Genomic DNA, 19841 nt, shown 5'->3' with positions numbered 1-19841 from the left:
AATCCATATAGCAAGGGCCGGGCCAGCGCTTTCGGTGGCAGCGTGGCTCCACCTCTGTCATGACGCACTAGCGAGACTGGTGTCGTTCTTCGCTCAGTTTTTGAATATGATTTAGCAGGTCGGCTTTACGCAGGGGTTTGATCAGATGCAAATTGCAACCAACGGAAAGACTGCGATCAATTTCATTTTTCAAGGCAAAGGCGGTGAGTGCCCAGATAGTCGTAGGCGGTTGTTTGTGTTCTTGTTCCCACTTGCGGATCTTCTGGGTGGCGGTAAAACCATCCATCACCGGCATCTGCATATCCATCAATATAAGATCAAAGCGCTGCTTTTGTGCCAGCTCCAAAGCCTGGCGTCCGTTGCTGGCCTCGGTGATCTGGTGAGGGGTGTTTTTCAAGTAAGCCTTGATCAGCAGACGGTTGTCATCGGTGTCATCCACTATAAGAATGGACAAAGGTTCCAGCGTCGTTGGGGTTCCGGTGGATGCCGGGCCACTGTCTTCGGACGGACTTTGCATTTCTTCCTGCACATCGCGCAGCCAAGGCAGTTCCAGGCTGAATGAAAAACGGCTTCCGCGGTGCAGTTCACTTTCAATGGTGATGTCACCATTCATCATCTTCACCAGTCGTTTCGAGATAGAAAGCCCCAGACCCGTGCCGCCAAACTTGCGGGTGATAGTTGAGTCGGCTTGGGTGAACGGCTGGAACAGTTGTGGGATCTTGTCGCGCGGAATGCCAATGCCGGTGTCACTGACATGGAAAATCAGATTGCCGTCCAGTTCGGTCTGGTTCTTCATCAGCTCCACCCGGATTGAACCGTCCGTGGTGAACTTCAAAGAGTTGCTGATCAGATTTGAAAGCACCTGGCGGATGCGGGTCGGGTCACCCATGAAAATACTGTGGGTGTCCTCGCTGAGATAAACAGTCAGTTCCAGATTTTTTTCGCGGGCCTTCAGTTCAAACATCTCGGTGATGTCGGCCACCAGACTGTGCAGATCAACTTCGGTTTTTTCAAGTGTCACCAGGCCGGCTTCGATTTTTGAAATATCCAGAATGTCGTTGATGATGCTTAAAAGATTGTGGCCGGCTTTTTTGGAAATCTCCACATAGTGCTTCTGATCATCATTCAGCGGGGATTCTTCCAGCAGGTCAGACATGCCGACGATCACGTTCAGCGGAGTGCGGATTTCGTGGCTCATGTTGGCCAGAAACTCGGATTTTGTTTCTGACGCCTTTTTCAGCTGCACATTCAGATCAATCAAGTGCTGGGTTTTTTCATCAACGATTTCCTCCACCGTGATGATGCGGTTGGCGATGGTCAGCAGCAGGGCGCAGATCAAAAACACAAATATCAGCGAGGTCAGCAAAAACACGGCGGCATTAAATGCCGAACCCTGGCGCAGGGACGTGTCCTGTTGAACCGTGATTTCCCACTGCCTGTCGCCGACCTCCAGATGGGAACTCCATTTGAAGTCCGCATGGAAGTCGTTTGCGGTGTCCGTGAGGGTGTCGACCATCAGTTCACGGGCTGAAGTATTGGTGACGTCTTCGATCAAAACACGATAGCTGGGATCATTCAGAACATCGGTCAGGTCCCGCAGAATACCATCCAGGCGCAAAACCTCCAGCAGCACTCCTTCAGGGCGGCCAATGGCCAGAAACAGATAGATGCCGCGGGCCGGGTGATTGAATTCATTCAGCTCCAGCGGGCTGGAGGTGATGATGCGTTTTTTATCCAGTGCCTTTTTTAGCAGGGCATTGCGATCCGGATGAGTGCCAAAGTCATAACCCAGGATCTTGCTGTTCAGTGCGCTGGGTTCGATGTATTCGATGCGAAATTTTTCAGGCTGGGTGCGGTCGTAAGGAATCCAGGCCAGTGCCTGAACCTCGGGACGGCGCGAATGCAGGGTTGTGGCAAATTCACGGAACTCCTGACGGGTCACGGTGGTTGAGCTGTCGAAAAAGCTCTTCAGTGAAATCAGCATGTCGATGTTGCCGTTAAAGTCCTTTTCCAGAACATTGAACGTGAACTCGGCCTTGCGCGTGAATTCGCCAGCCTGCTTTTCCTGCTCCGAGTGGGTCAGGTACTGAGAGGCAGACAGAATCAGCGCAAACGCCACGCACACCGGCACCAGAACTTTGGTGACAGATTTAAGCCAGTAGCGGCGCGACTGGGTTGAAAACATCAAAGCCAGCGGAGCAAAGATCAGGCCCCCAATGGCATCGCCGACGAACCAGTGAATCCAGTTCATCAGAATATTTTTCTGCGACAACAGGTCGTTGAAATACAGCAGTCCGACACCCCAGCCGGCGCTGAACAAAGCCGCAACGGGCCCGGATAAGAACAGGAACAGAATCACTTCGCGTTCAAGATAGAAGCGTTTTGGGAAATGGAGAAAACGTCGGATTAGCAGAGCGGCGATGATGACTGAAAGCGTGTTTCCTGCTGAAATCCCCAGTGGCAGCAGCAGATTTGAAATACTTTCCAGGTGGCGGGCATTGACCAGAAAGGCGCCAATCAGAACCCCGGGCCAGCGGTTGACTCCAAAAAGCAACAGCGCTGCGATACTGATACCAAATGGGGGCCAAACCAATGACGCATAACCCGGTGGCAAAGCCAGCAAAAGCCCCAGTCGTCCTGTCAGATAATACAGAACGAAAATAAGAAAGGTCTGAAAGGCCCAGGTCTTTAAAAGTCGGTGGAACATAAGTCCATTTTAACGATGTTCCAGAGGGGAAACAATCTATACCTATTTACCCTCTACCAAATGCCTTTTTGAACTGTTGTCAAAAGCGTGTTATGAATAGACCACGGTTAGGAGAATTCCATGTCAAACATCCCTGGGGTGTGCGCAAGCCCCGACAAAGAAACACAGCAATACGTTTTCAACCACACCATGCTTAGGATCAAAGACCCTAAAGCTTCGTTGGATTTCTATACCCGCGTTTTAGGGATGACACTGGTACGAAAGCTTGATTTTGCAGAGTGGAAGTTTTCCTTGTTCTTCCTGGCATATGTTCCGGAAGGCACCAATGTTCCCACCGATAATGAAGCCAATGCCCGTTATGCCTTTGGTCGGGAAGCAGTCCTTGAACTGACCCACAACTGGGGCACCGAAGAGCAGGAAACCACGCCGTACCATAACGGCAACACCGAGCCTCGCGGTTTTGGTCATATCTGTATTTCAGTCCCGGACATTCAGCAGGCCTGTGCCCGCTTTGAATCCCTGGGTGTGAACTTCCAAAAACGTCTGGGAGAGGGCGGTATGAAAAACATCGCTTTTGTCAAAGATCCGGATCAATATTGGATTGAGGTGGTTCAACCAGGTCTTCTGTAAAAACATGCGCAATCGTTGGCAAACTCTTAGAAAATGGATCTTGAAAGCAGTGCTGCTTTTTTTGGTGAGCACTCTGGGATTCGTTTTGCTGTATCGCTTCGTTCCGGTGCCGTTGACGCCACTGATGGTGATTCGTTCGGTCAGTTCGGTGTGGGGTGAAGAGTTTGTCGGCATTCACAAGGACTGGGTTCCGCTGGAAGAGATTTCGCCCTCTGTTCAAAAGGCTGTGCTGAAGGCCGAGGACTATCGCTTCTTTGAACATAACGGTTTTGACTTTGACGCCATTGAAAAGGCGATGAAGTACAACAAAACCCACAAGCGTAAAAAAGGTGCCAGCACCATCACTCAGCAGACGGCCAAGAATGTGTTTTTGTGGCCTCAGCGTGACTGGGTTCGCAAAGGTTTTGAAGCTTACTTTACCATTCTGATTGAATTCACCTGGCCCAAAGAACGCATCATGGAAGTTTATCTGAATGTGATCGAGCTGGGCCCCGGAGTTTACGGAGTCGAAGCGGCTTCACAGAAATACTTCAAGCGCAGTGCCCGCAACATCAATCCGTATCAGGCGTCTTTGATTGCGGCGGTGTTGCCAAATCCCCGCCGCTTCCGTATTGATCGCCCTTCCAACTATGTTGTCGGCCGTCAGCGCCGCATTTTGAATCGTGTGGCTCCGGCCATTCCCAAAGCGGCCGATGCTTCTGTGCTGGACTTCCTGGATCTGAAGTTTGACAGCGAAGAAGACGAATCCGCCAACTAAAATCCAGCGTCGAAGGACAGATTGCCTTCATCAGTAAAATCCCCAAGACTTTGACTAAGTCAGAAGGGGATTTATGCACCATCTTGTCCGGTATGTGCTTTTGCTGCTGACACTGGGACTGGTTGCCTGCGGAGCGATCTCTTCCGGCGGGGACAGTTCGAAGGATCCGGACACCAATCCGCAAAAGCCCGTGGACCCGCAAGAGCTGCACTACCCGAATGTGGATGCCGAGGTTTTCTCTGTCAGCTGTTATCGCTGTCACAGTCATCTGTTTGGAGTCACCCGCGGGGGCGTTGCTTTGGATTCCTATGCAGAGGCCAGCTTCAATGCCGCCAGAATTTATCAGGCCGCCATCGTCGAAAAGCGCATGCCTTTGGGGGGCATGCTGACCGTGCGTCAGTATGAACTGCTGAAAGCGTGGCTGGAGGCGGGGGCCCCGGCCTTCGAAGCCAGGGTTGCGCCGGACGCTTTGGCAGACTAGAATTTCCCCATGAGTTCAACCAAGAAAAAAGCCCAGATGATAAAGGCAATCAACGAACGCGGATGCCTGTTGGTGTATCCGCTGGAAAACCGCAAAGAGCCCGCCAGTCTGTGGTCCGAACTTTACCCGCGCACGAAAATGCGCTGGGAATGGGACCAGGATGGTGACAACCGCGTGGTGGAAATGTGGGTTTTGCGTGAAGAGCTTTCGCGCAGTGAAGAAGTCATCTATGCCAAGTGGTTCCGCAACCGCGCGACTTTTTTCTCGAAAGAAGTTTATCTGAATATGCTGGCGTATCTGGGAAGCTCACAGGGGCGCATTCAGTTGCCGCGTTCCAGTCAGGAAGCTCTGGACAGTTTTTTACTGGATTCCCCGCAATCAACCAAGGTGATCAAGGAAAACCTGGGCTGGCAGGGCAAATTGATGGAAAGCCATTACAATCGGGCGATGAAGCCCCTGTGGAACTATCTGTTTGTGGTGGGTTATGGAGAAGTGCAGGATTCCAGCTTCCCGTCGTTGAATATGGCCGCGGCCCAAAATCTGTTTGAAGACCTGTGGCTGCAATCCCAAAGCATCAATCCAGACAAGGCGGAAGCTTTTTTGGAAAACAAGCTGGGCTCTGACAATCCGTTTTTCAAATACGCGCAGAAGATGGTGAAAAGCAGCTCTCAGCTTTAGTTTCCTGCCTGTTGCCAGCGCTGTATTTCTTCAGAACCCGCAGCCCTCTTTTGCCTCCGTTTTAAAATCAGTAAAAAGTGATGTCATGCAAAGACATCACTTCATTCTTCTTTTGATTTCGGTTCTTTTCATTCACACCTCAGGCGCGCTGGCGGCCCCGCAAGTCAGGTTTCAAACCGAGTGTCAGCAAGGGCAGGACCGCATAGGTCTGTCCTTTGTGGGCGACATTCTGGTGCATGAAGCCTTGTACCGGGCGGTCGTCAACGGCACTCAGCATTTCAATCAGATCTGGCGGCGCACGGACCCCTTGATGATGAAAGCCCATTTTTCAGTCGGGAATCTGGAAGGCCCTGCGGCCCTGGGGGTCGACAAGCGGGGCAAGGATCACGGGGACGTTGGTTTCATCTATGACGAGGTCGTGTATTCGGGGTCTAATTTTTCCTTTAACTATCATCCGCGCATTTTGTCGGATCTGTATCGTTCGGGTTACGATCTTTTGACGGTGGCCAATAATCATTCGCTGGATCGCAGTTGGCTGGGAATTGATAAAACCATCCGGGCCGCACGCAATGTCGGAATTCCCACGGTGGGAATTCGCATGTCATCAGAACGCAGCGGAGCTTTTCATCAGATTGTTTCTATCGAAGGCTTCCGCGTGGCCTTTTTGGGCTGTACAGAAATGAGCAACGGTCACAACGACAGCAAAGATCAGGTGCTGTTCTGTTATAAGAATCCGGACAAGATGGTTGATCTGATTAAAAGCATCACCGCGGATTCCAGTGTTGATGCGCTGATTCTGCTGCCGCACTGGGGGCAGGAATACAAGCATTCTCCGGATTCACGTCAGAAAGCCTTTGCGCGACGTTATCTTGACGCTGGCGTGACAGCGATCATTGGTTCGCATCCCCACGTGCTGCAGCCGTGGGAAAAATATGTCACCAAAGACGGGCGTGAAACTTTGGTGGCATATTCACTGGGGAACTTTGTGGCAGGCCAGGCAGGCCTGGCTCGCAAAACCGGGTTGGTGGTTTATCTGGGGCTGGCCCGAACCGGGGGGCGGGTGAAGATCTTTGGTGCTTCTTACACACCGACATATCGCGACGGTACCGAGATTTATCCGGTCACGAAAAATCAGGCGGTTTTTGATCACGTTGCAAGTATGTACGGTCAAGAGCGTCGCTTGGATGTTGCCGGGGACCTGATGACTCATCTGTGCACGAAAAGTGAATGATTTGCACCGTCCTTCGGGGTTACACTTAAATCCATGAGCGACAAAGACAAATTCCCCGTGACTCTGGCCATTCGTGAACTGCAGAAGCATGACGTGCAGTACACCGGACATCTTTTTCCCTATGAAGAAAAAGGCGGAACGTCTCACTCTTCAAAAGAGCTCGGTGTGCCCGAGCATCATGTGATCAAAACCCTGATTATGGAAAATGAAAAGAAAGAACCCCTTGTGGTTCTGATGCATGGGGATCTGCAGGTTTCCACCAAACAACTGGCGCGCGAACTGGGTGTGAAAACGATTTCACCTTGCAAGCCGGAAGTGGCGGACCGCCATTCGGGTTATCAGGTGGGTGGCACGTCGCCTTTTGGAACCAAGCGCGAGATGCCGGTGTATATGGAAAAAACCATTCTGGATCTGGATCTGATATTCATCAACGGGGGCAAGCGCGGATTCCTGGTTTCAATGAAGCCCCAGGAAGTGCAACGGCTTTTGCAGCCCACGTTGGTGCAGGTTGGTGTTAAAGCTTCTTGATTACAATGGCCTTTGAATAGCTGTTTTCTTGTTTGTTTACATCTTCAAGATTCTCAAGATTGTCTTTGATGGACAATTTTTTGAACCCACATAGGCTGAAACCAGCGCTTGTTCGGAGGTTTCATGTCCTATGAGGGCGGTGTAAGAAAGCTTGTGGAAGTGATTCAGAACTTGTCTGCGACCCGGTCTTTGGATGAAATCACAAAGCTGGTGCGGACCGCGGCTCGGGTGATTGCCGATGCAGACGGAGCCACGTTTGTTTTAAAAGACGGGGATTTCTGTTTCTATGCCGATGAGGACGCCATCAGTCCCTTGTGGAAGGGGCAGCGCTTTCCGCTGGAATCCTGCGTTTCTGGCTGGGCCATGCTGCACAAAGAAACGGTGATCATCGAAGACATCTATCGCGACGAACGCGTTCCCTGGGACGCCTATCGTCCGACCTTTGTTAAAAGCATGATGATGACCCCCATTCGACGGGAAGCCCCCATCGGGGCTATCGGCACCTACTGGAAAGACCAAAGAGTTCCCACCGACGAGCAGCGCGAACTGTTGCGAGCTTTGGCAGATTCGGTTTCGGTCAGTATCGAGAATCTGAACAACTATAATGATCTGCAAAAACGCATTGAAGAACTGAAAGAAGCCAATCGCTCCAAAGATGAGTTCCTGATGACCGTGTCCCACGAACTGCGCACACCTTTGAATTCCATTATGGGCTGGGCCGAAATTCTGCTGGAGGCAAGTCCCGGGGACAAGGATGCGCGACTGGGTCTTGAAACCATCGAACGCAATGCGCGCAATCAGACCCGCATTATCGAGGACCTGCTGGATTCATCCCGCATTCTGCTGGGACGTTTTCACATGGAAAAACATCCGGTCGATCTGGTTGATGTGGTAAATCAGGCCGTGGATGCCGTTCGGCTGATGGCCGAAAAAAAGGACATCCATATCGAGATCGTCAAAGGTGTTGCGACCGCCATGATTCAAGGGGATGTCGAGCGTCTGAAGCAAATCGTCAATAATCTGCTGATCAATGCCATCAAATTTTCACACGCCAAAAGCCGCATTGAAGTGGCCGTGATTCGTCAGGGGCCAAGCTTTTCCGTGTCGGTGAAAGATGAAGGCGTGGGGATGGATGCAGACTTCATTCCCCAGGCTTTTGAAAGATTCCGTCAGGCCGATGGTTCGACCACGCGAAAATTTGGCGGTTTGGGTTTAGGGCTTTCAATTTCCCGACACTTGGTGGAAGCGCATCAAGGCACGATCATCGCGCGCAGCGAGGGCACAGGCAAAGGCTCGGAGTTCTCATTTTCAATTCCCGCCTGGAACAAGCAGGGTGAAATCGTCAATGAGGCGGCCACGATGGCGCCATCGCGCAACACCAAACCTTTGCAAGGGGCTCATATTCTGGTGGTGGATGATGATAAAGACTCACTTCAGGTGATGGAAACGGTCTTAAGAATCAACGGCGCAGATGTTGTGGCGGCAGATTCGGTCGAGGAAGCCCTGCTGTCTCAAGGAGTGTTCGATCTGATTGTGTGTGATCTGAGTATGCCCGGTGAAGATGGGTTTTCCTTCGCGCATCGGATACGCGCCGGGGAAACACGCTTTTCCCGACAGGTTCCGATGATTGCCCTGACGGCGTTTGTGGATAAAGGCAGCGAAACCAAGGCCTTGGGCGAAGGGTTTGACTCTTTTATGGGGAAACCTTTTGCCGTGCCTCAGTTGATTCGCAGTCTGGTGGAACTTAACAGTGCGAACTATACGCATTCGCGCAGTGATTGTGGCTGACACGCACTTGCTGTAAGATCAGGGGAATCATAGAAATCGAGTTTTTATGGCCTCTGCTGCTTCAGCGAATTCAGACGAACGATCCCAAAATCTTTTACTGTGGCTGGTCGCCATTGGTTTCTTCATGGAGACCCTGGATTCCACCATCGTTAACACCGCACTGCCGGGGATGGCGAAGAGTCTGGGGGAAAGCCCCCTTTACATGCAATCCGTGGTGATTGCTTACTCCCTGACAATTGCATTGTTGATTCCCTCATCGGGATGGATCACCGACCGCTTTGGAACCAAGAAGGTTTATCTGGGCGCGATCCTGGTTTTCACCTTGGGATCTTTGTGTTGTGCGTTTTCTCAAACGTTACCGCAACTGGTGATTTCACGCGTGCTGCAAGGGGCGGGTGGGGCGTTGCTGCTTCCGGTAGGACGTCTGGCGGTGCTTCGTGCGTTCCCGGCGGATAAGTTTTTGCAAGCCATCAGTTTTGTCACCATTCCCGGCCTGATTGGGCCTTTGATCGGTCCCACGCTTGGTGGGTGGTTGGTGGAGTATGCTTCATGGCACTGGATATTTCTGATCAATATCCCGGTGGGGCTTGTGGGTTGTTGGGCAACCTATAAGCTGATGCCGGATATTCGCGGTGCCAAGGCATCGCGCTTTGATATTTCAGGTTATGTGCTTTTGGCTTTCAGTATGGTTTCCATTTCTTTCGGGATGGAGGGTTTGGCCGAACTGGGGCTTCGTCCCGGTTTGGTGATGATTCTGCTGGTGTTCGGTCTGGCAAGTCTTGCGGCGTACTGGCTGCATGCCGGGCGCACAGAAGCGCCGTTGTTTTCTTTGAATCTTTTTAAAATCGGAACTTACAACATCGGTCTGTTGGGGAATTTATTTGCCCGGATCGGCAGCGGGGCGATGCCGTTTTTGCTGCCTCTGCTGTTGCAGGTGGGCCTGGGTTATTCGCCTTCCTACGCGGGGATGATGATGATCCCAATGGCGGTGGCGGGCATTATGGCCAAACGTTTTGCCACGCCTTTAATCACGCGCACCGGTTATCGCAACATGCTGGTTGGTAACACCTTGCTGGTGGGTTTGACCATGGCAAGTTTTGCACTGATGTCGGAATCCCAGCCCATGTGGCTTCGTCTGGTGCAGTTGTTCTTCTTTGGCTGGGTGAATTCATTGCAGTTCACGGCGATGAACACACTGACCCTGAAAGATCTGGGCAGTGAATACGCCAGCAGTGGCAACAGTCTTTATTCGATGATGCAGATGCTGGCGATGAGTCTGGCCGTCGCGGCGGCCGGAGCGATGCTGACCGGGTTTTCGGATCAGTTTGGATCAGTAAATCACGGCGCTTTACGCACGTTCCAGTGGACCTTCATTTGTATGGGGGTGATCACGTGCAGTTCGGCGGCGATCTTCTGGCAGGTGCCGGTCGGTGAGCGCAAGAAAGAGCCCATCCCGCAAAGCGAACCGTCACTGCATTAGTAACCTTCGTCGATCATCATCATGCGCTCTTCGTTGCGCATAAGTTCAAACCACAGGTTGTCTTCGCCATCGACTTCCTTGCTGCGCACTTTGTATTCTTTCAAGGTGCCCTGCACAGATTTGTTGAAATCATTGTCTTTAAAATTCACCCGGATCGTGCCTGCGTCATTGTAAGTCGCGGCTGGTGTGAACTTCAGGTTCACTTTCATTTTCGGGTTGTGACGGGTCATGGTGGCCTGCCACTCCGTAACCGGGACGGCTTTTTTCTCTAGGGACGGGTCCATCACATACGGAACCAGTTCCGATCCTCTTTTCACCAGCACCACCGGGGCCACATGGTATTTCCAGTCGACGGTCATCCCATTTTTGGTGGGATTCGGGCGGCGCAGGCGCGGGGATTCATCTTCGTTTACTGACGCAAAGACTTTCAGCGGTGTGATACCCTTTAGCAGCATCAGGCGTGACATTTCATGGGCACGCTCTTCACATCCAGCGATGGAAAATTCAAAAGGGATGTCCCCTTGGGATTTAAGTTCGCTGAATAGTTTCTGAGCATCGGCTTCGCTCATCACGGTGGCCTTGTCGCCCTGAAGGGTGGCGGTGGCCACTTTGGCTTCAGTGGGCTTTTCGGTTTTGCACGGCACGCTTTCGCGGTTATTCAGATAGCGCAAGGTGGTGTCCAGGTTTGTCGCAAAGGACGACAGATCATCGGCAGCAAAGCCCGCCTGACAGAACAGCAAAAGAAGTGGCAAAATGATCTTACCCATGGGAGTCTTTTCGGCAGGACACCCTTCAGGCATAAGTCAGTTCACTGGATGATGGTCGGGGTTTTCACGGTATTTCCAAGGAGCGAATGAATGGCACAGCGATCTTTCCCGGCAGTTTACATGAGAGGCGGCACCAGTCGTGTGGTGGTGTTCAAGAAAGACGATCTGCCTTCGGATCCGGCGCTCTGGAATGAGATTTTTCTGTCCTGCCTGGGAAGTCCGGACAGTCATGGTCGTCAGCTGGATGGCATGGGCGGAGGCATTTCGTCACTTTCCAAAGTCAGCGTGCTGTCGCCCTCGGCACGCGAAGATGCGGATGTGGATTACACCTTTGCCCAAGTGTCTGTGACGGAAGCCAAGGTCGATTACAAAGGCAACTGCGGCAACGTCAGTTCCGCCGTGGGTCCCTTTGCGGTGATGGCTGGGTGGGTGAAACCCTCGGGCAATGAAGCGTGTGTGCGCATTTTTAATACCAACACCTCGAAAATCATTCATTCCTATTTCCCGGTGGAAAATGGCGAACCCGTGTTCGCGGGTGACTTTGCCATTCCCGGAGTCAGCGGCACCGCAGCCCCAGTGCGGCTTGAGTTCCAGCAGCCCGGCGGTGCGGTGACCGGCAAGCTTCTGCCCACCGGGCAGGTTCGCGAAACTTTGAAAGTTTCTGAATCCGAGTCCATGGAAGTCACGTTGCTGGATGCTGCGAACCCTTGTGTGTTTGTACGGGCGAAAGATCTGGGACTGACCGGAGCTGAAACGCCGGCGCAATTGGAAGCCTCAGTGGAACTGCTAAAAAAACTGGATCTGGTTCGCCGACTGGGCTCCGTGAAAATGGGGATAGCTCCGGATCTGGAAGCTGCCAAAAACTCGATCGCCGTTCCGTACATCGCCCTGGTCAGTGCGCCGTCATCAGACGGGATGAATTTTTCCATGCGCGTGATCGCCAGCGGGCAGCCGCACAAGGCTTTGCCGTTGACGGTGTCGTTGTGTGCCGCCGTGGCCGCCAAGATTCCAGGAACAGTGGTCAGCGAACTTGCCAGTGGTATTTCAAATGAAGTGCAGATTGGAATGCCGTCAGGGGTTTTGACCTTGAACGCTGACGTCACTCAGGAAAAGGGGCAGTGGACGGCGGTCAGTGGCAGCTTTTTCAGAACTGCGAGACTTTTGTTTGCGGGCCGTATCTTCGGCTGAAAACGGGCTTGATGTAAAAATTTTGAACAGCTGAATGTCTTCTGAACGATTTCAGCGGGGGAATATGGTGGCATAGCGGTTGCTTTAAGGGCTTCGGGCGATTTTGCCCTTTGGCTTTTGAGGTCCCTGTGAGCAAGACACGTTTATTATCCCTGCTGATTTCGCTGATGCTGGTGGTGCCCGCTGTTCAGGCCGCGCCGACCTGTGAATCTGTCTTTGCTCCCAGTGTTTGGAAAGAAAGTGGTGGCAAGCCCTTCCCGCAGGATCCTGCGACATTAAAACGTATTGCAAAAGAGCAGCAGGAAAGTCTGAAGGTGTCTGAATTCCTGATGCAGGAAATGATCCGTCAGTCGACGGCACTTAAAAAAGAAAACAAAGGCAAAACCATTGAGCTGGATGTTCTGTGTCTGGGCGCGGGTCCGCAGTGTGCCGCGGCTTCGTTGGTGCTGGGAAAAACCAATCTGAAATCCCTGGTGGTTGAAAAAACAGATCTGGTGGCCAAGACTTTTGCGGAAAAAGATTTCTATATCAACAGTATTGAAGCTCACCGTCTGTCCATGCATGAATTCCCGGGTGGGGTGGGCAGTCTCTCGCATCTGACGTCGCAGATGTATGCACATTCAACCCAGCTTGCGACTCATATCCAAAGTCAGCAGTATGTTTCAAAAGTTCCTGTGATGCTTGAAACCACCGTTGTTGCCGTGAACAAGGTGATGGTGGATGGCAAGCTGCAGATTGAAGTGGTGACCGATCAGGGTGTTACTTTGCGCGCTAAGAATGTGATTCTGGGAACAGGCCTTGGCGAAGTGGGGACCAAAGTCAAAGACGCCTCTTACCAGGCAGCCTTTGCGGAATTCCAAAAGCTTCATCAGGCCGAACCCACTGTCTTGCGCCCGATCATGAGCACCGACGCCTTCCTGGTGTCGTTGCGTGAAAGCCGTTTGCAGCAGTTGGGCGTGCACATGCCACGTGATTTGATCATCATTGGAAACGGTGATGGATCCCGTATCGCCATCGAGGGGCTCTTGAATCCGCATGTTAAAACTCAAGAAGATTTCAAGATTCAATGGATCGGCAACACCTTCCGCACAGCGGAAGAATACATTCAAAGCCAAAGCGGCTGGGATCGCTATGTTGATATGATCGTGCCGCAATACCAGAAGAATCGTGTTACGGGTTTGCCGGGTCATGTGGAAAAGGTCGAGCGTCTTGGGAATGGTCGCTATTTAGTGACTGCACGTGATGCGAAGAACAACATCGTCAGTCAGGCTGAAGGCGACATGATTATTGATTCCACAGGTTATACCAATCTGAATGGTCAGCTGCTTTCTAATGTGGCTAAAAGTCCCGAGCTGGTGGATGTTATGGGCCCTCTGAAAGAGCTGAATCTGTCAGAGACCGTTGTGGCCCGTCAGTATGCGGATGCCAGCGGGGAGAAATTGCCGATTTATGCCGTGGGATCTGCGGCAGGTAATTTGGCTAAAGACACAGAATTGGCGGGCTCTCCGAATAAGAATCCGGTGGCGATTTTCAACACGGTTGCAAGAACTTCGCAGTTCATCTCGCAACTGATTGGTGTCAAACCTCTGGAAAGCCAGCGGGGTGTTCGCACGGAACGGCCCGAGACCAAGACGTCTCAAGAAATCATCAAGGAACTTCAAGCCCGCCGCGGGGTTCATTAGGCCCTTAGCGTCAGCTTTCAATGAATTTGCGCAGCCTTGATACCATGGTTAGAATTTTAAACAATGGTATTTCTTCTGGTGTTCCTCTCATTGATGCTGACGTTTTCGGTTTGTACGGTCTTAAGTTGTTATCTGTGGCCGTATCGCCGACAGCTGCTGCATCGGATGATTCTGAGCATTCAGATAACCTATGCTGTCTGGTCCTTTTCAATCATCACCGTTCTGGTGATTGATGACATGGCCGTTAAAATCTTCATGACTCATTTGCGCCAGCTGATTTTGCCACCCTTGTGTGTGACCTGGGTGCTAGTGGGAACTGCCATCTTCCTTCCGAATGTGTGGGAAAAAATCAGGCGCTGGCAGTGGATTCTGTATGTGCTTCCTTCAGTCGTGATCGCGGCGAATCTTATCTCGATGCTGGGTTTTCCTTTTGCGAAAGACTGGATCTTCTTTAACTTCCGCTTGGTCGAGGGTTTTGAAGGTCTTCCTATCTTTGACCGCAGTCCGCTGCAAAAAACCAATTTGATGTACTCGTTCTTCTGGATTCTGGTTCTGTACCTGATTTATTTCTGGGTGCTGGCCACCAAGAAAGGCCCGCGCCGCTGGCATGCGTTTTACATGTTTCTGGCAAGTGTGATTCCAGTGGGGGCCGAAGTTCTGGGGCAGACCGTTTTTAAACTTCAGCCGCAATTTACCCAATTGACCGTCGCCGGGATTTGGCCTTCGATGCTGGCATTGAACTATGCCGCGGTTCGCGGGGATCTTCTGGAAATCAGCACCCTGGCGCAAAGAAGTGTGTTTGATCACCTGCCTAATCCGATCATCGTGCTGAACACCCATGGCGAGTTCTGGGACTGCAATCAGGCCGCGAAAAAGGTGCTGGATCTGGGCGCGACCGACTTTGGGCAAAGAGCCTCCCAGATTCCCGTGATACGCGAAATTATTGCGGGTGAAGAATCCTTTGAGTATGCCAGCCGATCCTTCCGAATTGTCGAACACACGGTGCACATGACCAAGGGGCCTGAAACCGCTAAGATCTATGTGTTGATGGATGTGACGGATCTGGAGGAAAGCAACCGCACTCTGCGCGAGCTGAATGCCCAGATTCTGCAGATGACCCGCTTCAGCCGCAAGGTGCAGACCGTGCTGTCCCACGACCTGACGGGTTCGCTTTCCGGCGTGCAGCTGCTGCTTTCCGGAGTCATCAATCAGATGAAACAAAGCGGGGATCAAACCCCGGTGGAGTCCCTGCAAAAGGTTCGTGATGCGAACAAGTCATCCATGAATCTGTTGCGTGATGTTCTGGCCTGGAGCCATGAAGATGAAAGTCAGCGCAGTATCGATTTCAACGGCCGCGTGAATGCTGCGATCGAGCAGTTGTCACCGCAGCTTATGCAAAAGAATATTCAACTGCACAAAGATCTGCCTGAGCATGAAGTCCATCTTTCGGGATCAGGCAAAGTGTTGGAGGCCGTTGTTCGCAATATTCTTTCAAATGCCATTCGTTTTAGTCCGCGTGAAGGTGTGGTGCGTGTGACCGGTCAAAAGCTTGAACGTCACATCGAGCTGAATATTCAGGATTATGGACTTGGGATGTCGCAGGAATTGATTGATGAACTGTTCAGTTCCAAAGCCGCGTCAATGGCCACTGGCGGGGGGTTCGGCATCGGTCTTCATTTTACAAAAGACTTTATCACCCAAATGGGGGGTGTGCTCATCATAGAATCTTCAGAGGGAGAAGGGACTCTGGTCCGTGTACAATTGCCGTTATTTGGTTGACCTGTTACTCTGAGCAGAGAATAGTTGGTAAAGCATGAGCACACTAGAGAACACACTTCAAAGTCCTGTATCGTTTTTTATTGTTGATGACCATCCGGTGACCCGTCATGGGCTGCGTGTGGCTCTGACTTCTTTGTCTGCAAAGATACAGTGTCTGGGTGAAGCTTCCACTGTGGCTTCCGCCATGCAAAATCTGAAAAGTCTTGATGTGAATTATGTGGTGCTTGATCACATGCTGCCAGGTCAGTCCGGTCTGGAGCTTCTGACGATGGCATCTTCCGCACGTCCGGATCTGAAGTTCATGCTGGTCACTCAGTGTGAAGATGCTGAAACCCTTGCCCAGTATCAGCGACTGGGTGTGAAGGTGTTGTTGTCGAAAGTTTCTGCCATGGATGTTCTTGAGGACGCGGTGAAATCCCTGATCCAGGACAAACACTATCTTTGCCCGGCTCTTGAAAAGGTCATGGAAGAACCACGCCTGACGAATGTGCTGACTCCGCGTGAGCTGGAAGTCGTGCGCATGATCGCGCAAGGCAAAACCAACAAAGAAGTGGCTGCATGTCTGGAGTGTTCTGAACACACCATCAAAACTCACAAAACCAATGTGATGAGAAAGCTGAATCTGTCAAACGCGGTTGAAATCAGCGTCTGGGCCCTGAAGCGCAATCTTGCTTAAAGGCCCTTCCGTTTTTAATTAATTAAACCTGTTTCGCGAACTGGACATCCAAAGAGATGCTGACGTCGTCACCGACCAGCACGCCACCGGCTTCCAAAGCCGCATTCCAGCTTAAGCCAAAGTCTTTGCGTTTGATTTTGGTCGTCGCAGAAATCCCGATTTTGATATTTCCATACGGGTCTTTCATTTCAGCAGTCGGGCCTTCCACGGCCAGAACCACTTCCTTGGTGATGCCATGAATGGTCAAGTCTCCGGTGACCTTCAGGTCGTCGCCATCTTTTTCCACTTTCGTGGATTTGAAATTCAGGGTCGGATATTTTTCAACATCAAAGAAGTCAGCACTTTTCAAGTGGGTGTCGCGCTGGGCTTCACGGGTGTTGATGCTGGATGCATCGATCACAGCTTCAATCGAAGATCTGGTAATGTCGGATGAATCCAAAGAAAGGCTGCCAGTCAGTTTTTCAAAACCGCCGTGAACTTTCGCAATCATCATGTGTTTGATCGTGAAGTTTGCGCTGGAGTGCATAGGGTCGATGTTCCATTTGGTAGTTGTCATAAGTTCCTCCTTCAAGGGGATGAGTGTTCGTTATGGATTCATCCTGCCACGGTCTGGATTGTTGCGTAAGGAGACATATCTGCAATATATTGTTGCAAATATGGAACTATCTTGGGACCTTGTTTCAAGATAAGATGGTCCGTATAAGGAGACTATATGAAAGTGGAAAACAGACTGAATGACAAATTCGTGCTGGCAATCCCCGGAGCCGGGGAAGGTGTTCTTTCGTATCGCCGGGGCCGAAACAATGCGTTGGATCTTTATTCCACTGTGGTGCCGGAAGCGGCGCGAGGTCAGAACCTGGGGGATAAGCTGGTGCGAGCGGCTCTGGATTTTGCCAAACAGGAAGGGGTGAAAGTCATCCCGACCTGTCCGTATGTGGCGCACTGGTTTAGCAAACATCCCGAAGAGTCGGGAATGTTGCTTTAAAGCTACTGAGGGTAAATCTGAAGGCCGTGTTCAAGGCCGAATTCAAGAATCTGATCCGGAGAAATTCCGGGATCATTGCGATGAATCCAGTCCGGATAATATTTCACATAGTGGGTCCCGGCGAAGCTCATTGGCAGGGGCTTCATGTTCAGGGCAATTCCCACCAGTTTGGAGCAATACGTCTTCTGGTTGTCCCAGACGAAATTATAATCAAATGGCAGTCCCATTTGCCCCAGCAAAGCCTGTTCGTTAACCAGCTCATCCGGGATTTCGACGCGAATGTGGCCGGCAGGCAGGTGGTGGGCAGGCACACGGCGGCCGCCTTCACGGGTGTCGGCTTCGTACACATAAGACTTGTATTCCAGAGTTACGTGGAACAGTGGCTGTGGCACGCGGGGGTTGCTGTAAAAATGCAACACTGCCGCGAAGCTTTGAGCAGAAAACAACAGGCCAAACAAAGATAACAGAAGGCTTTTTCTCATGGACCCATGCATAGTCCTCTGGCTGCAGTTTGGCAAGGGCAGGGGGCGGGTTTTTACGAATTTCACTGGGTAAATTATGCAAGGGCCATTGCTTGCCTATAGGGCGGGCAAGGAGTAGGTTCATGCTCATAACGACCCTTCCTTTACTTGAGGATTATTCGTGGAAACCGACAATAAATACGCGCGCCCTGTTTATATTCCGTACTCTGGAACTGTCCTGCTTGAGATGTCTTTGCTGAACAAAGGCAGTGCCTTTTCCGAAGAAGAGCGCACGCATTTAAATCTGCACGGCCTGGTGCCTCAGACCATCGAAACCATCGAAGAACAAGCCGAGCGTGTGTATTCCCAGTATCGTCTGCTGAAAGCCGATATCGACAAACACGTCTATCTGCGCAATCTGCAGGACACCAACGAAACACTGTTCTATCACCTGGTGGTGAATCATCTGACCGAAATGATGCCAATCATTTACACGCCGGTGGTGGGTGAAGCCTGCGAACATTTCTCTGAAACCTATCGTGCTTCGCGCGGTCTGTTTATTTCCTATCCGAACAAAGACCGTATCGACGAAATGCTTCGCAACGTGACCAAACAAAAAGTCAAAGTCATCGTCGTGACCGATGGCGAGCGCATCCTGGGCCTGGGGGATCAGGGCATCGGTGGCATGGGCATTCCGATCGGCAAACTTTCCCTGTACACCGCGTGCGGTGGTGTCAGTCCGGCGTACACTTTGCCGGTGGTGCTGGATGTGGGCACGAACAATCAGGCTTTGATCAATGATCCGTTGTATATGGGCTGGCGCCAGCCGCGTGTGACAGGTCAGGAGTATGAAGACTTTGTCGATGCCTTCGTGCAGGCGGTGAAACGCCGCTGGCCGGATGTGCTGTTGCAGTTTGAAGACTTCGCTCAGAAAAATGCTTCGCCGATCCTGAAGCGCTATCGCGATGAGATCTGCAGTTTCAATGATGATATTCAGGGCACGGCCGCGGTGACCGTGGGCTGCCTGATTGCTGCCAGCCGCGCCAATGGCGGACGCCTGCGTGATCAGCGTGTGGCTTTCCTGGGGGCAGGTTCCGCAGGGTGTGGTATCGCCGAACAGATCATCGCGGAAATGAAACAAGAAGGGCTCAGTGATGAACAAGCCCGCAAGCAGGTGTTCATGGTGGATCGCTTCGGTCTGTTGACGGACAAGATGCCTAACTTGCTTGAGTTCCAAAGTCCACTGGTGCAAAAAATGGAAACCTTGTCGGCGTGGGATATCACCAACGAAGAGATCTCGTTGCTGGATACGGTTCGCAATGCCAAGCCGACAATTCTGATTGGTGTTTCTGCGCAACCGGGTCTGTTCACCGAAGAAGTCATCCGCACCATGCAAAGCCACTGCGAACATCCAATTGTGATGCCGTTGTCGAATCCAACCTCTCGGGTGGAAGCGACTCCGGCGGATATTCTGCGCTGGACGGATGGCAAAGCTCTGGTGGCGACGGGAAGTCCGTTTATGCCGGTGCATATGAATGATCAGATTTACCCCGTTGCTCAGTGTAATAACTCTTACATCTTCCCGGGAATCGGTCTGGGCGTATTGGCGTGCGGTGCTCGTCGTGTGACGGACTCGATGCTGATGGCTGCCAGCAGTGCCTTGGCGGATTGCTCGCCGCTGGCCCAGAATGGCAAAGGGGCATTGTTGCCGGAACTTTCGCAGATCGAAAAGGTTTCTCGCACGATTGCCTTCGCTGTGGCGAAAGCGGCGCAGGCCGACGATGTGGCGATGAAAGTTTCTGATGAAGAGCTTTTGGTGTTGATCGATAAGAACTATTGGTATCCGAAGTATCGCAGTTATAAGCACGCATCTTCTTAGTGTGGCGGGATTGTAATAGTCTTGACCGAGGCTTAGCTTGAACTTGCAATCCTTGGCTGCTATTTCGTTAAAGCAACTAAACTAGCGTCAATTGACATGTTTCGGAGCCACCCATTCGTTCCATCTGTACGTTCCTTATTTTAT

At 51.7% G+C, this 19841-nt stretch carries 18 protein-coding genes; 14 read left to right on the top strand and 4 right to left on the bottom strand.

Annotated features, from left to right (window positions below; genetic code table 11):
• Positions 1-67: 67 nt before the first annotated feature.
• Positions 68-2707: an ATP-binding protein gene (locus BDT_RS13995; protein WP_015091901.1), complete on the bottom strand. Its 2640-nt coding sequence runs from the start codon at positions 2705-2707 to the stop codon at positions 68-70.
• A 120-nt stretch (positions 2708-2827) separates the two neighbouring features.
• Between BDT_RS13995 and gloA the strand changes: the two genes are divergently transcribed.
• From gloA to mdtD, 8 genes are all read left to right on the top strand, one after another.
• Entirely contained in the window at positions 2828-3337 is a 510-nt protein-coding gene (gene gloA, locus BDT_RS13990) for a lactoylglutathione lyase (RefSeq protein ID WP_015091900.1), read from the top strand.
• Positions 3338-3341: 4 nt separating this feature from the next.
• Positions 3342-4094: a monofunctional biosynthetic peptidoglycan transglycosylase gene (mtgA, locus tag BDT_RS13985; RefSeq protein ID WP_041577893.1), complete on the top strand. Its 753-nt coding sequence runs from the start codon at positions 3342-3344 to the stop codon at positions 4092-4094.
• A gap of 73 nt (positions 4095-4167) precedes the next feature.
• Positions 4168-4575 carry a hypothetical protein gene (locus BDT_RS13980; protein WP_041577892.1) on the top strand — a complete coding sequence of 136 codons (408 nt, stop codon included), beginning with the start codon at positions 4168-4170 and terminating at the stop codon, positions 4573-4575.
• A 9-nt stretch (positions 4576-4584) separates the two neighbouring features.
• Positions 4585-5253, top strand: a complete 669-nt coding sequence (locus BDT_RS13975; RefSeq protein WP_015091897.1) for an AlkZ-related protein — start codon at positions 4585-4587, stop codon at positions 5251-5253.
• A gap of 85 nt (positions 5254-5338) precedes the next feature.
• Positions 5339-6484, top strand: coding sequence for a CapA family protein (locus BDT_RS13970; protein WP_015091896.1), 1146 nt, complete (start codon positions 5339-5341; stop codon positions 6482-6484).
• A gap of 33 nt (positions 6485-6517) precedes the next feature.
• The gene (ybaK, locus tag BDT_RS13965; protein ID WP_015091895.1) at positions 6518-7012 is read left to right on the top strand and encodes a Cys-tRNA(Pro) deacylase; all 495 of its coding nucleotides are present in this window, start codon (positions 6518-6520) and stop codon (positions 7010-7012) included.
• Between the two features lie 123 nt (positions 7013-7135).
• Positions 7136-8800, top strand: coding sequence for an ATP-binding protein (locus BDT_RS13960; protein WP_015091894.1), 1665 nt, complete (start codon positions 7136-7138; stop codon positions 8798-8800).
• A gap of 46 nt (positions 8801-8846) precedes the next feature.
• Positions 8847-10280 (top strand): multidrug transporter subunit MdtD, encoded by a 1434-nt coding sequence (mdtD, locus tag BDT_RS13955; RefSeq protein ID WP_015091893.1) that lies wholly within the window; start codon positions 8847-8849, stop codon positions 10278-10280.
• Here mdtD and BDT_RS13950 read toward each other — a convergent pair.
• Complete coding sequence (locus tag BDT_RS13950; RefSeq protein WP_015091892.1) at positions 10277-11047, bottom strand: protein-glutamine glutaminase family protein; 771 nt, start codon at positions 11045-11047, stop codon at positions 10277-10279. The genes mdtD and BDT_RS13950 overlap by 4 nt on opposite strands.
• Positions 11048-11137: 90 nt before the next feature.
• Here BDT_RS13950 and BDT_RS13945 point away from each other — a divergent pair, with 90 nt between their 5' ends.
• The 4 genes from BDT_RS13945 (at position 11138) to BDT_RS13930 (ending at position 16372) form a co-directional block, all read left to right on the top strand.
• Complete coding sequence (locus BDT_RS13945) at positions 11138-12235, top strand: 2-methylaconitate cis-trans isomerase PrpF family protein (protein WP_015091891.1); 1098 nt, start codon at positions 11138-11140, stop codon at positions 12233-12235.
• A gap of 128 nt (positions 12236-12363) precedes the next feature.
• A complete protein-coding gene (locus tag BDT_RS13940) occupies positions 12364-13917 on the top strand; it encodes a hypothetical protein (RefSeq protein ID WP_235046137.1) in 1554 nt (517 codons plus the stop codon).
• Between the two features lie 63 nt (positions 13918-13980).
• On the top strand, positions 13981-15696 hold the full coding sequence (locus BDT_RS13935) for an ATP-binding protein (protein WP_041577889.1): 1716 nt from the start codon (positions 13981-13983) through the stop codon (positions 15694-15696).
• A 34-nt stretch (positions 15697-15730) separates the two neighbouring features.
• Positions 15731-16372 (top strand): response regulator transcription factor, encoded by a 642-nt coding sequence (locus BDT_RS13930; protein ID WP_080602415.1) that lies wholly within the window; start codon positions 15731-15733, stop codon positions 16370-16372.
• A gap of 22 nt (positions 16373-16394) precedes the next feature.
• Here BDT_RS13930 and BDT_RS13925 read toward each other — a convergent pair whose 3' ends face one another.
• Positions 16395-16928, bottom strand: coding sequence for a YceI family protein (locus BDT_RS13925; RefSeq protein WP_041577888.1), 534 nt, complete (start codon positions 16926-16928; stop codon positions 16395-16397).
• A gap of 156 nt (positions 16929-17084) precedes the next feature.
• Between BDT_RS13925 and BDT_RS13920 the strand changes: the two genes are divergently transcribed.
• Positions 17085-17357: a GNAT family N-acetyltransferase gene (locus BDT_RS13920; protein WP_015091886.1), complete on the top strand. Its 273-nt coding sequence runs from the start codon at positions 17085-17087 to the stop codon at positions 17355-17357.
• A 2-nt stretch (positions 17358-17359) separates the two neighbouring features.
• On the opposite strand, the gene BDT_RS13915 is transcribed toward BDT_RS13920, so the two are convergent.
• On the bottom strand, positions 17360-17839 hold the full coding sequence (locus BDT_RS13915; protein WP_015091885.1) for a hypothetical protein: 480 nt from the start codon (positions 17837-17839) through the stop codon (positions 17360-17362).
• 160 nt (positions 17840-17999) lie between these two features.
• Here BDT_RS13915 and BDT_RS13910 point away from each other — a divergent pair, with 160 nt between their 5' ends.
• The gene (locus BDT_RS13910) at positions 18000-19697 is read left to right on the top strand and encodes an NAD-dependent malic enzyme (RefSeq protein ID WP_015091884.1); all 1698 of its coding nucleotides are present in this window, start codon (positions 18000-18002) and stop codon (positions 19695-19697) included.
• Positions 19698-19841: the final 144 nt, after the last annotated feature.

The organism is Bdellovibrio bacteriovorus str. Tiberius (genome assembly GCF_000317895.1).
In the GTDB taxonomy this organism is placed as follows: domain Bacteria; phylum Bdellovibrionota; class Bdellovibrionia; order Bdellovibrionales; family Bdellovibrionaceae; genus Bdellovibrio; species Bdellovibrio bacteriovorus_F.
The sequence above is the reverse complement of the archived record's forward strand: the minus strand, read 5'-3'. Positions and strand labels throughout refer to the sequence as shown.